This is a genomic window from Eleftheria terrae (assembly GCF_030419005.1).
GTDB classification, from domain to species: domain Bacteria; phylum Pseudomonadota; class Gammaproteobacteria; order Burkholderiales; family Burkholderiaceae_C; genus Caldimonas; species Caldimonas terrae.
The window spans coordinates 2,416,147-2,430,708 of record NZ_CP106951.1; the positions used below are offsets into that span (position 1 = coordinate 2,416,147).

A 14,562-nucleotide genomic window follows, 5' to 3' on the forward strand; every position below is an offset into this window, starting at 1 on the left:
CATCGATGTTTCCCTTTCACTGCGCTAGATCGACTCAGGAGCAGCTGCCCAGGACGTAGTAGTCCGGGGCGGTCTGCTTGAGGGTGGTGTTGCTGAACATGCTCCAAAGCCCGAGGTTCTGCTTCGAGCCCTTGGCATAGGCCAGGCCGAACTCCTGGTAGGCCCGGCCGGCCGCCACATGGGCGTAGTTGCTGGCCGTGGTGCAGCTCGCGGTGGCGCCAGTGGTCTTGCCGGTGGCGACGCTGGACGGCTCGCTCTCTCCGCCCTTGTCGTCGACCGAGCGGACCGTCCACTGGTAGCTGGTGCCGGGCGACAAGCCGGTGTCGACATGCTCGGTGCCCTTCACCAGGCTGCCGTTGACGCGGCTGCCACCGCGATAGACGTTGTAGCCTTCGGCCCCGGTCACCGCCGACCAGGAGATCTTCATGCTGCTGTTGGTCGCGGCCGAGGTGCTCACGCCGGTCGGTGCCGGCAGCGAGGCAGGGGGCGCTCCCGCGCTGACCCGATCTACCATGGCCTTGATGGCCTTCATCTGCGGGCCCGACTTCTTGGCGTAGTCGGGGCTGTCATAGCCCCACCAGTCCCAGCAACCATTGGTGGCCAGGATGCTGGTCTGCGGGTAGATCAGCACGATGTTGTTGGTGTCGGCCCAGCGGTTGTAGCCGGTGTTGCGCACGTACTGCTGCCCCACCGTCGCGGTGTTCTGCAAGCAGCCGTGCAGCACCACATGCAGTTTGCAGCGGGTGCCACGGCTGCAGCTCTGCGGCACATAGGCCCAGCCGGTGTTCGCCATTGCATGGCCCGTGACGAACGCCGTCTGGTCGAATTCGATGAAGGTGCCGCTCAGCGTGCCGTCGTTGCGGCGGTTGAGGGGACCATGCAGCTGCTGCAGGATCTGGCCGGCCAGGTCGAAGTTGCAGTCGCTGATGTAGGGGGACGCCTTGGTCGAACAATCGTTGCCGTAGTCATCGGTGACAAAGGAATGCTCGGCCTGGACGTCCTTGCGATAGGCGATGTTCTGCGCCGGCACGAAGGTCTTGTAGTAGCTGAGCAGGTCGTTCATCACGGCCGTGCGCACGGCGCTGTCCAAGGTGCCGGAGAACATGTAGACCTTGGAGGTCGCCAGGTTCTCCACTGGATCGACCCAGCCCTTGGCCGCCCAGTCCCGCGTCAGGTCGGCCAGCGACGAGACAGGAATGCCGGTGGAATGGGTCATGCACCGACCCGTCGCATCGAGCACGCTGCCCTGGGCGCAATAGAAGGGTCCGCCCGCCACGACGCCGGCGCCTCGCTTGAAGGTCGACGAGTAGGCGATGTGCAGTTGCACCGCCATGAACCCCCCCGACGACAAGCCCGACACCGCCACCTGGGCAGGGTCGATCGACAATTGCGGCAGCGGTGCCGCCTGTAGAGATCCAGCGAGCAGCAGCGCTGCCGCAGGGACCAAGGATTTGTTGAAGTTGAAGCACTGCACACGATGCAAGCCCATGTATGTCTCCTATCTGGTGAGGGCCAAGACCCTCCCTTTGTTTCCGTTCAGGGTGAGTTCAATCACAGCCCCCCGCTGGGGAGGCTGGTACAGCTCATCTGCTTGGGAAGCCCGGCTTGTTGCTCCGGGTCGATCAGGGACAGCGCCTTGCCAGGGCGCCCGGTCTGCGGCAGTGCTCAGCGCTTGTTGCGGATGGGCACCTGCATTTCTTCGGGTTTGATCTCGCGCACCAGCTCGGGCACGCCCCAGGCAAAAGCCGGGTCGGACTTGATGCGGAAGTGGTACATCGACTGCATGGCCTGGTGGTCCTCGGCGCGGAAGCTCATGCGGCCCTTGGGCGTCTCGAAGCTCATGCCTTCCATGGCCTTGATCAGCTTGTCGGAGCTGCTATCGCCACCGGTCTTCTTGAGGGCTTCCACCAGCGCAATAGCTGCCGACATGCCACCGGCCGTGAAGAAATCGGGCGGCGACTTGAACTTGTTGTAGTGGTTCGAGACCAGCCAGTCGTTGACCGGGTTCTTCGGAATGCCGAAGTAGTAGTAGGTGGCGCCTTCCATCCCGGCCAGCTGCTTGAAGGCCGTCATGGCCGGCAGGATGTTGCCGCCGGTGGCGATCTCGATGCCGTAGCGCTTGGGGTCGAGATCGGCGATCTTGAACGGGTTGCCGGCCCCGGCCCAGATGATGAAGATGACCTTGCGGCCCGGTTGGTCCTTCAGCTTGTCGAACAGCCGCTGGGCGCCGGCGGTGAAGTCGGTGGTGTTGGTCGGCAGGTATTCCTCGTGGACCACCTTGGCCCGCTTGAGCGCCCCCTTGAAGGCAGCCACGCCGTCCCGGCCAAAGGCGTAGTCCTGCGCGAGGGTGGCGATCACGGTGCCGTCTCGGTCGAGGGCCACCGCATTCGAGATGGCATCCTGCGAGCTGTTGCGGCTGGTACGAAAGACGTACTTGTTCCATTTCTCGCCGGTGATGGAGTCGGCCACCGCCGGCTCGACCAGCAGCAGCTTCTGGTATTCCTCGGCCACCGGCAGCATGGCCAGGGCCACACCGGAAGACGTCGGCCCCACGGCAAGGTCGACCTTGTCGTCGGCATAGGCCGCCGCCAACAGCGACTTGCCAACGTCGGGACGGCCCTGGTCGTCCTTCTCGATCACGACGATCTTGCGGCCGGCCACCGTCATGGTGCCGCGGGTGGCGTAGTCCAGGCCCATCAGGAAACCGGCGGCGGACTGCTTGCCGTAAGCTTCCAGCGGACCGGTCTTGCTGTAGATGTGGGCCACCTTCAGGTCCTTGCCCTGGGCCACGGCAGGGCCGACGGCACAGAGCAGCAGGGCGGTCAGGCCGGCCAGCACTGTGCGGCGTGCATCACGGAAGCTCATCTGTTGTCTCCTATGGTTTTGAAAGGGGTCCGGTTGGACCCCCGACGGGGCTGGGTGGGCCGCCCCTGCCGCTCCGAGCAGCGGACCTTGTTCCGCAAGGTCTGTGCCAAGGGGGTCGGGGGTCGGCAAACCACTGAAAACGTTACGTTTTTCCTCAACCCTCAGGGTTAATACGGCTGTCGTATTGACCAGCATCCTCACAGCGTTAACCCGAAGGAAGTGCCTGAACTTCAGACAACTGTCTTGCGTTCAGGCACTTCTCCGGGCCGCTGTACCGCCCAACCCGCCAACGGGCGAAAGGCTCGCGCGTGATTCGGCCGAATTTCGGCGTCGCAAGCACCTGTGATCCTTCTCCGGCCCGATTGCAAGTGCATTCGTGCGGAGCTCGCGGCACGCGGCTGTATGCGAATCGGGCACTGCCCAAAAGGCCCGATCGCGGGCGTGGCGCTTGCTGATCCTTGAGGAGCGGCTGCAGGCCAGACCGGCCGGTGCCGCGCTCCACAAGAAAGGACACCGTCATGGAAAGTCGCGCGAAACTGCTGGGCCATCCGGTGCATCAGGTGCTGGTGGTCTTTCCCCTCGGCCTGTTGTCGACGGCCGTGATCTTTGACTTGATCTACCTGGCCAACAGCGACCCGACCATGGCGGCCGTGGCGTACTGGCTGGTGGCCGCCGGGCTGGTCGGCGCTGTCGTCGCTGCCCCCTTTGGCACGCGGGACTGGCTGGCCATTCCGCCCGGCACCCGGGCCAAGCGCATCGGCGCGCTGCACGGCGGCGGCAACATGGTGGTGGCCCTGCTTTTCCTCGGCAGCTGGCTGCTGCGTCCGGAGCCACCCGGTGCGCCGTCCCTGCTCGCCTTCCTGTTGTCCTTTGCCGGCGCAGCGCTGGCCATGGTGACCGGCTGGCTGGGTGGCGAGCTGGTGGACCGGCTGGGCGTGGGGATCTCCGACAACGCCGGACTGGATGCGCCCAGTTCGCTGGACACCCGCCACCACCGCGGCGAGGCTCCTTACGCCAGGCAGCGTTGAAGCCGGCGGGGCCGCACGGCTGGCCCGCGCTCAGGTCTTCGTGAACCCGCGCGTGTTCAGCTTCTCGTAGAGCGTCGCGCGCGAGATGCCGAGCAGGCGCGCCGCCGCTAGCTTGTTGCCGCCGGTGGCAAGCAGGGCGGCTTCGATGGAGCGGCGCTCCAGTTCGGCGATCGCCTCCGGCAGCGGGCGGATGTGCTCGGCGGCCGGCAGCAGGCGGCTGCCGCCCTGCTTGGCCGGCCCAAGGGGTGCGTCGTTGGCGGCGCTGGACGGCAGGGCCTCCGGCTCGTGGGGCAGCACCCGCCTGAAGTGCTGAGCTCCGAGGCGCAGGTCGTCGCACAGCATCGTCACCTGCTCAAGCACGTTGCGAAGCTCACGGATGTTGCCGCGCCAGTGGTGGCGGCGCAGCACCTCGAACGCTTCGGGCGTGACCTCGCGGTGCGGCATGCCGCTGCGGCGTGCCACGTCGTTCTCGAGCGCCTCCACCAGCGCTTCAAGGTCGCCCAGCCGCTCCCGCAGGGCCGGCAGGCGAATCGGCACGACATTGAGGCGGTAGTACAAGTCCTCGCGGAAGCGGCCGTCGGCCACCAGCTGGCTGAGGTCCCGGCTGGTGGCGGCAATCACGCGCACGTCGACCTTGATGACCTGGTTGGAGCCGAGCGGCTCGATCTCCTGCTCCTGTAGCGCGCGCAGCAGCTTGGCCTGCAGGGGCCCCGGCATGTCGCCGATCTCGTCCAGGAACAGGGTGCCGCCATCCGCCAGCTTGAACTTGCCGTCCCGGTTGCGCTTGTCTGCGCCGGTGTAGGCGCCCGGCGCCACGCCGAAGAACTCGGCTTCCAGCAAGGTCTCGGGCACGGCCGCGATATTCACGCCGATGAAGGGCCGGCCAGCCCGCGATGAAGCGGCATGGATGGCATGCGCCAGCAATTCCTTGCCGGTGCCGGTCTCGCCGAGCAGCAGCACGGAAGCATCGGTCTGCGCGACGCGGCGGGCCTGGCGCTTCACCTCCATCACCTGCGGGCTGTTCCCGATGAAGCTGGCGAAGGTGTACTTGGGTCGGCGCTGCTCCGCCAGCTGCTTGCGGGCGTCGTCCAGTTCGCCCTGCAGGCGGGCGAACTTGCGGATCAGCGGCTGCATCGTGCTTTCCGGGTGGGCCATCAGCACGAGGCCCAGCGCGCCGATGACCTGGCCGGCCGGGTCCCGCAGCGGGATGCGGCTGACCAGGAAGGTGCCGGCCTTGTTGGTGAGGAGGTCCACCAACACCGGGCGGCCGGTCTCGATGACTTCGCGCATCAGCGTGTTGGGCACGACCTCCTCCACCGAGTGGCCGACGAAATCCGACTCATTCGCAAAGCCGAGCCCCGGCAGGAACTGCTTGTAGCCCTCGCTGATCCACACCACGCGGCCGAAGCGGTCGACCACCATCATGCCCTCGGCGGTCTCGGCGAAGAGCTGGAACATCGAGCGCGCAGTGAGCTCCAGCACGCTTCGGGCGTCGCGCGGCAGGTCGATGGTCTGGACCACTTCGTCCAGCGAAGAAAGGGTGGGGCTCACGCCGCGATGGTACTGCGTGGCCATGCCGTGCAACATCGAGCCCGTAGAAGCGGCCCAGGCCGCGCCCGGTGCGCTGGCGAACACAGCCGGCCGTGCCGCCCGCCGGCAAGCGGCCGAAGCGGCAGCGGCCGGCGGCGGCCGCAGGTGGAGAGGGTCACAGGCATGGCAGCGCGCTCCTTGATAGCGTGTACCCACACATGGTGGCGCGATGCCACGGCGGCAACCATCCCTCGCTTGTGGGGCACGGCCCCTATCGCGGCGATCGAGACGGTCAATTCAGGTTTTCCTGCAAGGCGTCGATATCGAGGTATCCGCCACGGCGGCTCTCGCAATGGTGACCGGCCGGTGCCCCGGGTCGGCTGCCCTGCCCTTTGAAAGATGCCGATGCCCTACGCCGTCCAGTGGCTGCAGAACCTGATCTTGACCCGGCCGCTCGACGCGCCGGAAAGCCGCCTCGATGCCCGGCTGCTCCAGGGGGGCGCCTGGGGCGTGCTGCTCGCCCTGCCGCTGTTGCTGTGGCAGTTCGGCGGCCAGGGCCTGCTGCCCGTGTCGACGAGCGGCTACCTGCCCTTCCACAGCCTGGCCGAAGGCTTTGCGGTGCTGGTGGCGATGATGATCTTCGTCACTGGCTGGCATGTGCACGACGGCCACCATCGCGGCGCCTCCGTCCTGCTCGCCTGTGCCTTCCTGGCGGTGGGCTTGATCGACTTCGCGCACCTGCTGTCCCACCCGGGGATGAGCGACTTCATCACGCCCAACGGGCCGGGCAAGACCGTGGCGTTCTGGCTGTCGGAGCGGATGACGCTGTCGCTCGCCGTGCTGTGCTACGTGCTGCTGCCGCGCCGCGGCGAATGCCTGATTGCGCATCGCCACCTGGTGCTGGCGGTGGCGCTCGGCTGGGCCGGGTTGTGCTGGTGGCTGGGCATCACCCAGGCCGAGGCGCTGGCCGCCTTGCTGGGTGCCGCCGACGGCCCCTCACGCATCGAGTCGGCGGTGGAGGCGACGTCCATCCTGTTGATCGTGGCGGCGCTGTTCGGCCTGGGCCGCCAGGCGCCGGGCGACACCCGGCAGCAGCGGCCGACCATCGCGCTGGCCTGCTGGCTGATGCTGGCCAGCCAGCTGTTCTTCCTGGCCGATGCGCCGGGTGCCGACCTGTCGGCCGTGCTTGGCCACCTGTACAAGATCGCCGGCTACTTCTTCCTCTACCGCGGCATGTTCGTCGAGAGCGTGCAGGCCCCCATCCAGCGTCTGCACCAGGCCAAGGCCGAGCTGGACGAAAGCCGGCAGCACTACCTGCAGCTGCTTGAAGCGGCGCCCGATGCGATCGTGGTGGCGGATGCCGACGGCCGCATCCTGCTGGGCAACCAGGCGCTGGAGCAGCTGTTCGGCCACGACCGCAGCGAGCTGCTGGGCCAGCCGGTCGAGACACTGCTGCCCCAGGCCTTGCGCCGCGCGCATGCGGAACGCCGCAGCGCCTATGCCACGCACCCAACGCCGCGGCCGATGCAGAACCTGCCCAACCTGGTGGGCCAGCACAAGGACGGGCGGGAACTGCCGGTGGACATCAGCCTGAGCGTCGTGCGCGGCGCCCGCGGCACGCAGTACCTGGCTTTCGTGCGCGACGCGGCCGACCGGCGGCGGCTCGAGTCGGCATTGCGCCATCAGGCCGGCCACGATGCGCTGACCGACCTGCCCAACCGCACGGTGCTGCACCAGCGCATCGAGGAGGCGCTGGCCGCACCGCGTCAGGACGGCCGCGGCGTCGCACTGCTGTTGCTCGACCTCGACAACTTCAAGAACATCAACGACAGCCTGGGCCACCATGTGGGCGACGCCTTCCTGGTGGAGACCGCGCGCCGCCTGCAGGCGGCCGCCCGCGACGGCGAGATGGCCGCGCGCCTGGGCGGCGACGAGTTCGTGCTGCTGCTGCCCGCGGCCGAAGGCCTGGCACAGGCCGAAGCCACCGCGCGCCGGGTGCTGGCGATGCTGGCGCCGCCGGTGGCGGTGGACGGCTACGAGCTGGCGGGTGGCGTGTCGGTGGGGATCGCGTGGGCGGCCGACGGCGCCGACAAGGACGACGGCACCCTGCTGCGGCAGGCCGACATCGCGATGTACCAGGCCAAGGCACATGCGCGCGGCAGCTATCGGGTGTTTTCCGACGACATGCAGGCGCGGCTGGACGACGACCTGCTGCTGCGCCAGCGGCTGGCCCGGGCCATCGAGCTGGGGCAGCTGGAGCTGCACTACCAGCCGCAGGTGAGCGTGGCCAGCGGCGCGGTGCTCGGCGTCGAGGCCCTGCTGCGCTGGACCCATCCCACGCTGGGCCCCATCAGCCCGGCCCGCTTCATCCCGGTGGCCGAGGCCAGCGGCCTGATCCTGCCGCTCGGCGAATGGGTGCTGCGCGAGGCCTGCCGCCAGGTGGCGGCCTGGTGTGCCGCCGGCACCCCCGTGCTGGTCAGCGTGAACCTGTCGGCCCACCAGTTCCGGCTCAACGACCTGGTGGAGCGCGTCAGCGCCGCGCTGCGCGACGCCGGGGCGCCCCCCGAACTGCTGGAGCTGGAGCTGACCGAGACCGCGGTGATGCAGGATCCGCAGACCGCCGCAGCCGTGCTCGCCCAGCTCGCCGCCCTGGGCGTGAGCCTGGCCATCGACGACTTCGGCACCGGCTATTCCTCGCTCAGCCGGCTCACCACCTTCAAGCTGCACAAGCTCAAGATCGACCGGGCCTTCGTCGACGACATGTGCCACAGCGCCGGCGACGCCGCCATCGTGCGCGCCACCGTCAGCCTGGCCCACAGCCTGGGGCTCACCGTGGTTGCCGAGGGCGTGGAAACCCAGGAGCAGCTGGCCTTCCTCGACGACGTGGGTTGCGAGCAGTACCAGGGCTGGCTGTTCAGTCGCGCCCGCCCGGCCGGAGAGCTGGCGCCGCTGCTGCTCCGGCAGCGGCCCGCGCAGCCGGTGGCCGCCGCCAGCGCCGCGGTGCCGGAAGCGGCGCTGGCCTGAGCCGCCGGGGCGCCCGCCCCGGCCGTGGCCTCAGCCGCAGCTGCCGGTGTAGCCGCAGGCGGTGCAGAAGTCGCAGCCGTCCTTGTGGATGACGGTGGCGTTACCGCATTCCGGGCAGGCGGCGCCCGCCAGCGGCGGGGTGCCGGCGCCGGTCTCGACGGCGGCCTGCGGGGCCTGCAGGATGCCCATCTCGCGCACCGGGAAGCCCGCTTCGTCCAGCACGCCAAGCATCGCGTAGCGATGGATCACCAGCCGCGCCAGGTAGGCCACGGTGGACGGCCACACCTGCTGGCGGCGCTCGCCGTGGGGCAGCCCGGGGACGAAGGCCAGGAAGTGGCCGAGCGGCTCCGCGTAGTTGAGCAGCTTGCGCAGCTTCATGCCGATCCAGGCCGGGTCGACCACCCGCATGTCGAGCGACAGCAGCCGCGCCAGGCCGTCGAGTGCCCGCGGGTAGTTGCCGGACAGCCCCATGCCGCAGGGCCGGGTCACCGGCTGGCCGTCGGGACCGGGCAGGGTGATTTCCTTCAGCGTGAGCGTGAAGCTCTCGCCGCTGGCCGGGTTGTCGATGTCCACCGCCCAGGCCAGCGTGCCGGACGGTCCGGTGCGCGGCTCGTCGCGGCTGAACATCGCATCCAGCACCGGCGTGGCCGGGGCGGGGCCGCCGGTGTCGCGCCACACGCCCAGCTGCTCGCAACGCCAGCGCACCACCGCCGCCACCGCGGCCACCACGCCAGGGAAACGGCGCAGCTCGCCGTGCGGCGGGAAGGGCATGTCGAAGGCGCGCTCCTCGGCCACGGTGGCCAGCACATCGAGCTTCTGGCGCAGCCAGGCGCTGTCGTTGGTGCGCAGGTCCATCGACAGTGTCTTGGCCAGCGCGCCCAGGCCGCGCGGCTGCTCGGCGCCGTTGACCCAGACCTCGAAGGGCAGCATGCGGCCGGCCTGCGGGCCTTCGCCAGGCAGCTCGCCGACGAACAGCGCAAAGTCGCCGAAGGCATGCCGGATCATGTAGCTCCAGGCCGGGTTGCCGGCCGGCAGGTCGGGCCGGCCGGGCCAGCGCAGTGAGGCCAGCACCGGCGCTGGCAGCCGCTCCAGTGCAAGCCGGCGATTGGGGTCCTGGCTGCCCAGCGGCTCGGGCCGCGCCGCCGGCTCCACGCTCAGCACCGAGCCCAGCACGCTATTCGGGCGATAGGTGGCCAGCCCCTTGAGGCCCGACGCCCAGGCCTGCAGGTACAGGTCCTGGAAGTCGGCATACGGATAGTCGGCCGGCACGTTGACGGTCTTGGAGATGGCGGTGTCGATGCACGGCGCCACCGCTGCCACCATCTCCTGGTGGGCTTGCGCACTCATCTCCAGCGCGGTGACGAAGGCGTCGGTCAGCGGTGCGTCGCCGCCGTGCAGGTGGCGGTACAGGCGCCAGGCATGGTCCTCCACCGCATATTCCTTGAAGGTGCCGTCGGCCATGCGCTTCTTGCGCGTGTAGGTCCAGCTGAAGGCGGGCTCGATGCCGTTGCTGGCGTTGTCGGCGAAGGCCAGGCTGATGGTGCCGGTCGGCGCGATCGACAGCAGGTGCGAGTTGCGCAGGCCATGGCTGCGGATGCGCTCCTTCAGCGCCGCCGGCAGTCGCGAGGCGAAGGTGCCGCGGCTCAGGTAGAGGTCGGCATTGAAGAGCGGGAAGGCCCCGCGTTCCTGGGCCAGCGCCACCGAAGCCTCGTAGGCCGCGTCGCGCATCGCCTCGGAGATGCGGCGGGCCATCGCGCGGGCCGGCTCGCTGTCGTAGCGCAGGCCCAGCATCACCAGCGCGTCGCCCAGGCCGGTGAAGCCCAGGCCCACCCGGCGCTTGTTGCGGGCCTCGGCCTGCTGCTGCGGCAGCGGCCAGTGCGTCACGTCCAGCACGTTGTCCAGCATGCGCACCGCCACCTGCGCCACCTCGGCGAAGCCGGCCATGTCGAAGGCCGCCTCGGCACTGAAGGGCTGCTGCACGAAGCGGCTCAGGTCGATGGAGCCAAGGCAGCAGCAACCATAGGGTGGCAGCGGCTGCTCGGCGCAGGGGTTGGTGCTTGCGATGGTCTCGCAGTAGCTGAGGTTGTTGTCCGCGTTGATGCGGTCGAGGAACAGCACGCCCGGCTCGGCATGGTCGTAGGTGGAGCGCATGACCTGGTCCCACAGCGCGCGGGCACGCACGCGGCGGTACACCCACAGGCCGTCGCCGCGCAGCCAGGCACCGGCGGCCTTCTGCGCCTCCGAGGGCTCGGCCCGGTGCAGCAGCTCCACATCGCCATCGGCCTGCACAGCCTGCATGAAGGCATCGGTGACGCCGATGGAGATGTTGAAGTTGCGCAGGTCGCCGCTGTCCTTGGCATGGATGAACTCCTCGATGTCCGGGTGGTCGCAGCGCAGCACGCCCATCTGGGCGCCGCGCCGCGAGCCGGCCGACTCCACCGTCTCGCAGGAGCGGTCGAACACCCGCATGTAGCTCACCGGCCCCGAGGCGCTGGACTGAGTGCTGCCGACCCAGGCGCCGCGCGGGCGGATGCGCGAGAAGTCGTAGCCCACGCCGCCGCCACGGCGCATGGTCTCGGCGGCTTCGGTCAGCGCGGTGTAGATGCCGGGATGGTCGTCTTCGTGCTGGGCGATGGAGTCGCCCACCGGCTGCACGAAGCAGTTGATGAGCGTGGCGCTCAGCTCGGTGCCGGCGGCCGAGTTGATGCGACCGGCCGGCACGAAGCCACGCTGCTGGGCCTGCAGGAAGCGCTGCTCCCACTCGGCGCGCACCTCGGGCGCCTCGGCTTCGGCCAGCGCGCGCGCGACCCGGGCACGCACCTCGTCGGCACTGCGTTCGCCGCCCTTGGCGTACTTCTCGATCAGCACCTCTTCGCTGATGGGCTGCGGGGCCAGCGTGGTGGTGGAGGAAGATGGGGTGTCGGTGAGCATCATGAGGTGGCAAGCGGCTGAGTGGTGCTGGGGCGGCAGCGTAGGCGGCAGGGGCGCCGCGGCCGTTGACCTGGGTCAGGCGGCCCCGGCCATCACTGAACAGGTGTACCTTCGTGCCTGTCCTGCCGCAAGGAGGGTCGCCGATGTCCCTGACGGTGGTGCGCCTGCCCGCCACACCCTTGCGTTCGCGCAACCCGCCGCGGCCTCCGGCGCGCGATGCTCGGCGACCGTTGCCCTCTCGCTGCACCGACATGTCCGACGACCGCCACGCCCTGCCCCTGGTCTATGCCTGCTCGGGCTGCTCCAGCGCGGCCCAGCTTTGCAACTCGCTGGCCCTGCGGCTCGACCGCGCGGGCCGGGCCGAGATGTCGTGCATCGCCGGCATCGGCGGCGATGTGCCCAGCCTGGTGCGCAAGGCGCGCGAGGCAGCGGCCGAGGGACGGCCCATCGTCGCGCTGGACGGCTGCGTGCTCGCCTGCACCCGCAGTTGCCTGGCACAGCGTGGCCTGCAGCCCACGCTGCACGTCGAGCTGTGGCGCCAGGGCGTGCGCAAGCAGTACCACACCGACTTCGACCCGGCGCAGGCCGACGCGCTGTACGCCACGCTGGAAGCCCGGCTGGCCAACCTGGCGACGGCGCCGGCCCCCTGAGCGGCAGGACCGGCCGCCGGCTCAGCCGCCGGCGCCGCTCCACCAGCGCGGCAGCGGGCCCAGCAGCGGCCCGATGGCGTCCAGCGTGTTCTTCAGCACCAGGCCGTACTCGGTGTCGCCCTCCATCACCAGCGCGCGCTCGAAGAACAGGCGGTCGGCATCGTCCTCGCCACGCAGGAGGCGCAGGTAGCTGGTGCTGCTGGCGGCAATGCGCAGCACGAAGGGGCCGCCGGCCGCAGCCGGCCGGAAGCCACCCGGCGCCAGCAGCACCCGGCAACGCAGGCCGAGGTCGGTCACCGCCACCTCCACCACCCGCCCCTGCAACAGCGGCAGCACGTCGGCAGGCAGCCGCGGGCGCAGCAGGCGGTCCAGCGCCGCGGCCAGCACCAGCGAGGGCGGCTGCACCGGCAGCCGGCTCACCAGGCGGCGCACCACCTGGGGCACCGGCAGGCCGGCCGCGCCCGAGGGCAGCGAAGCGGCGCTCACAGCGCAGCCTCCGCGTGGTCGGTGCGCTGGCTCCACTCGAGGCCGGGCCGCCGGTGCGCATAGCCGTTCACCAGGCCGCCGGGCAAGGCCAGCGCGTCGAGCGTCTCCAGCGCGGGAGCGAGCGGCTCGCCACGGTTGAGCACCCGGTCGAAGCAGTCCAGCACCTGGCCGAAGCCCTGCGCACACGGCGACAGCCGCAGGCGCGTCACGCCGGCCGCGCGCAGGGCCGGGCCGTCGCCCAGCAGGCAGTGCTGGGCCGCCGACAGGCTCTGGATGCCGTTGAGCGCCAGGAAGGGCTCGCCCTCGGTGCTGGACAGCAGCAGCCCGTCGGGATGCTCGATGCAGCGGAAGGCGCACTCGTCCTTGCTCAGCCGGTAGTGCCGGGCGGTGAAGCAGCGCGCCGAGAAGGCCAGCGGCAGGCGGCCGAAGCCGAAGCACTCAGTCTCCACCGCCAGTGCGCCGGGCGGATTGATGAGCGCCAGCGACTCGAGCGACAGCTCCACCGGCGCGACCCAGCGGACCGCGCCCAGCTGGGCATACTCGCGCAAGGCCGGGTGGCTGTAGATGTTGATGTGCGGCCCCAGCACGAAGGGCCGGCCGGCCAGCGCGCGCAGGGCCGAGGCGTCGCCGGCCTCGACCAGGAAGTCGTCCTGCGCGGCGAGGCGGCGGGTGGCCCGCAGCTCGGCCTCGGATTCGAGCAGGGCCTGGCTGGCCAGCACCACTTCCTTGCCAGCGGAGCGCAGGTCGCGGGCCAGGTCGAGCCAGTCGTCGGGCTTCATCTCGTGGCGGCGCGAGCAGACCACCTCGCCGAGCACCACGGTGTCGGCCGGCGAATCGGCGATATCGGCATAGAACGCCACCAGGCTGTTGCGCGGCCAGTAGTACAGCACCGGGCCGACGGTGAGGGAAAGACGGGGGGCTTGTTGTCGCGGGGTCATCGGGGTGCTTCTGCCTTCATCAACGCCAGGGCCGGTCATAGGCCCCCAGGGTGTGCTGCTGGCCCTCGGCGAAACGCCCCAGCGTGGCGGTCCATTCGGGACGCACGCTGAAGCGGCCGGGCTGGCTGGCACAGTGATCGATGGCCGCGCGCCAGACCCGCGTGACCTGCTCCACATAGGCCGGGCTGCGCTGGCGGCCTTCGATCTTGATGGCCGCCACGCCAAGCCGCATCAACTCGGGCAGCACGGCCAGGGTGTTGAGGCTGGTGGGCTCCTCGATGGCGTAGTCGCGCCGGCCTTCCACCTCGAAACGGCCCTTGCACAGGGTCGGGTAGCCACGCGGCTCGTGCGGCGCGTAGACGTCGATCAGCACGCCGTTGAGCCGGGCATCGACACCCTGCGGCCCCTCCTCCCAGCGCACGGCCGAGGCGGGCGAGCACACGCCCGCCGTGTTGGGCGACTGGCCGGTGGCATACGAGGACAGGGCGCAGCGCCCTTCCACCATCACGCACAGGCTGCCGAAGCCGAACACCTCGATCTCCACGCTGCTGTGGCGCAGCAGGTGGCCCACCTGCGACAGCGTCAGCACCCGCGGCAGCACGGCACGCTGGATGGCATAGCGCTCGCGGTAGAACTCGATGGCCTCGTAGGTGGTGGCGGAGGCCTGCACCGACAGGTGCAGCCGCAGCTGCGGATGCTTGCGATGGGCATAGGCGAGCACCGCCACGTCGGCGCAGATGAGGGCATCGGCGCCCAGGGCCGCAGCATGGTCCACCGCACGCCACCAGCGCTCGGGCTCGCGGGCATCGGCGAAGGTGTTGAGCGCCATCAGCACATGGGCGCCGCGGGCGTGGGCGTGGGCGATGCCCTCGCGGGCCTGGCCAAGGTCGAAGTTCAGGCCGGCGAAGTTGCGTGCGTTGGTGGCGTCCTTCAGGCCGAGGTAGACCGCGTCGGCACCGGCATCCACCGCCAGGGTCAGGGCACGCAGGGAGCCGGCCGGGCACACCAGCTGCGGCTTGCGCGGCGCACGCTCGGTGTCGCGGAGAGGGGCTTGTTCTGGCATGCGGCGACTGTAGTGAGCGCCCGGGCCGGCGGCATTGCGGGGGGTCA

Annotated in this window: 10 protein-coding genes; 3 read left to right on the plus strand and 7 right to left on the minus strand. The window is 69.9% G+C overall.

From position 1 onward, the window contains the following. Positions 1-34: 34 nt before the first annotated feature. The gene (locus tag N7L95_RS10605; protein WP_301259791.1) at positions 35-1,489 is read right to left on the minus strand and encodes an extracellular catalytic domain type 2 short-chain-length polyhydroxyalkanoate depolymerase; all 1,455 of its coding nucleotides are present in this window, start codon (positions 1,487-1,489) and stop codon (positions 35-37) included. 176 nt (positions 1,490-1,665) lie between these two features. Next, positions 1,666-2,865, minus strand: coding sequence for a substrate-binding domain-containing protein (locus N7L95_RS10610; RefSeq protein ID WP_301259792.1), 1,200 nt, complete (start codon positions 2,863-2,865; stop codon positions 1,666-1,668). Positions 2,866-3,383: 518 nt separating this feature from the next. Between N7L95_RS10610 and N7L95_RS10615 the strand changes: the two genes are divergently transcribed. Next, positions 3,384-3,893, plus strand: a complete 510-nt coding sequence (locus N7L95_RS10615; protein ID WP_301259793.1) for a DUF2231 domain-containing protein — start codon at positions 3,384-3,386, stop codon at positions 3,891-3,893. A 30-nt stretch (positions 3,894-3,923) separates the two neighbouring features. Here N7L95_RS10615 and N7L95_RS10620 read toward each other — a convergent pair whose 3' ends face one another. After that, positions 3,924-5,444, minus strand: coding sequence for a sigma-54 interaction domain-containing protein (locus N7L95_RS10620; RefSeq protein WP_301259794.1), 1,521 nt, complete (start codon positions 5,442-5,444; stop codon positions 3,924-3,926). 384 nt (positions 5,445-5,828) lie between these two features. Here N7L95_RS10620 and N7L95_RS10625 point away from each other — a divergent pair, with 384 nt between their 5' ends. After that, a complete protein-coding gene (locus N7L95_RS10625) occupies positions 5,829-8,447 on the plus strand; it encodes a bifunctional diguanylate cyclase/phosphodiesterase (protein WP_301259795.1) in 2,619 nt (872 codons plus the stop codon). Positions 8,448-8,477: 30 nt separating this feature from the next. Here N7L95_RS10625 and N7L95_RS10630 read toward each other — a convergent pair whose 3' ends face one another. Further along, positions 8,478-11,378 carry an adenosylcobalamin-dependent ribonucleoside-diphosphate reductase gene (locus tag N7L95_RS10630; protein ID WP_435870097.1) on the minus strand — a complete coding sequence of 967 codons (2,901 nt, stop codon included), beginning with the start codon at positions 11,376-11,378 and terminating at the stop codon, positions 8,478-8,480. Between the two features lie 251 nt (positions 11,379-11,629). Between N7L95_RS10630 and N7L95_RS10635 the strand changes: the two genes are divergently transcribed. After that, positions 11,630-12,028 carry a putative zinc-binding protein gene (locus tag N7L95_RS10635; protein ID WP_301259797.1) on the plus strand — a complete coding sequence of 133 codons (399 nt, stop codon included), beginning with the start codon at positions 11,630-11,632 and terminating at the stop codon, positions 12,026-12,028. A gap of 21 nt (positions 12,029-12,049) precedes the next feature. On the opposite strand, the gene ubiT is transcribed toward N7L95_RS10635, so the two are convergent. Genes ubiT through ubiU form a run of 3 tightly spaced genes read right to left on the minus strand, consistent with a single transcriptional unit; the run spans position 12,050 to position 14,515 of the window. Continuing rightward, positions 12,050-12,514 carry a ubiquinone anaerobic biosynthesis accessory factor UbiT gene (gene ubiT / locus N7L95_RS10640; protein ID WP_301259798.1) on the minus strand — a complete coding sequence of 155 codons (465 nt, stop codon included), beginning with the start codon at positions 12,512-12,514 and terminating at the stop codon, positions 12,050-12,052. Continuing rightward, a complete protein-coding gene (locus N7L95_RS10645) occupies positions 12,511-13,452 on the minus strand; it encodes a U32 family peptidase (protein ID WP_301259799.1) in 942 nt (313 codons plus the stop codon). The genes ubiT and N7L95_RS10645 overlap by 4 nt, the downstream gene beginning before the upstream one ends. Before the next feature lie 19 nt (positions 13,453-13,471). Further along, positions 13,472-14,515: a ubiquinone anaerobic biosynthesis protein UbiU gene (gene ubiU / locus N7L95_RS10650; RefSeq protein WP_301259800.1), complete on the minus strand. Its 1,044-nt coding sequence runs from the start codon at positions 14,513-14,515 to the stop codon at positions 13,472-13,474. Positions 14,516-14,562 lie beyond the last annotated feature (47 nt).

Bases quoted from the DNA above. Each gene is read 5' to 3' on its own strand.
- N7L95_RS10645 (WP_301259799.1), bottom strand. From the start codon at position 13,452: ATGACCCCGCGACAACAAGCCCCCCGTCTTTCCCTCACCGTCGGCCCG.
- N7L95_RS10610 (WP_301259792.1), bottom strand. From the start codon at position 2,865: ATGAGCTTCCGTGATGCACGCCGCACAGTGCTGGCCGGCCTGACCGCC.
- N7L95_RS10630 (WP_435870097.1), bottom strand. From the start codon at position 11,378: ATGCTCACCGACACCCCATCTTCCTCCACCACCACGCTGGCCCCGCAG.
- ubiU (WP_301259800.1), bottom strand. From the start codon at position 14,515: ATGCCAGAACAAGCCCCTCTCCGCGACACCGAGCGTGCGCCGCGCAAG.
- N7L95_RS10635 (WP_301259797.1), top strand. From the start codon at position 11,630: ATGTCCGACGACCGCCACGCCCTGCCCCTGGTCTATGCCTGCTCGGGC.
- N7L95_RS10625 (WP_301259795.1), top strand. From the start codon at position 5,829: ATGCCCTACGCCGTCCAGTGGCTGCAGAACCTGATCTTGACCCGGCCG.
- N7L95_RS10605 (WP_301259791.1), bottom strand. From the start codon at position 1,489: ATGGGCTTGCATCGTGTGCAGTGCTTCAACTTCAACAAATCCTTGGTC.
- N7L95_RS10615 (WP_301259793.1), top strand. From the start codon at position 3,384: ATGGAAAGTCGCGCGAAACTGCTGGGCCATCCGGTGCATCAGGTGCTG.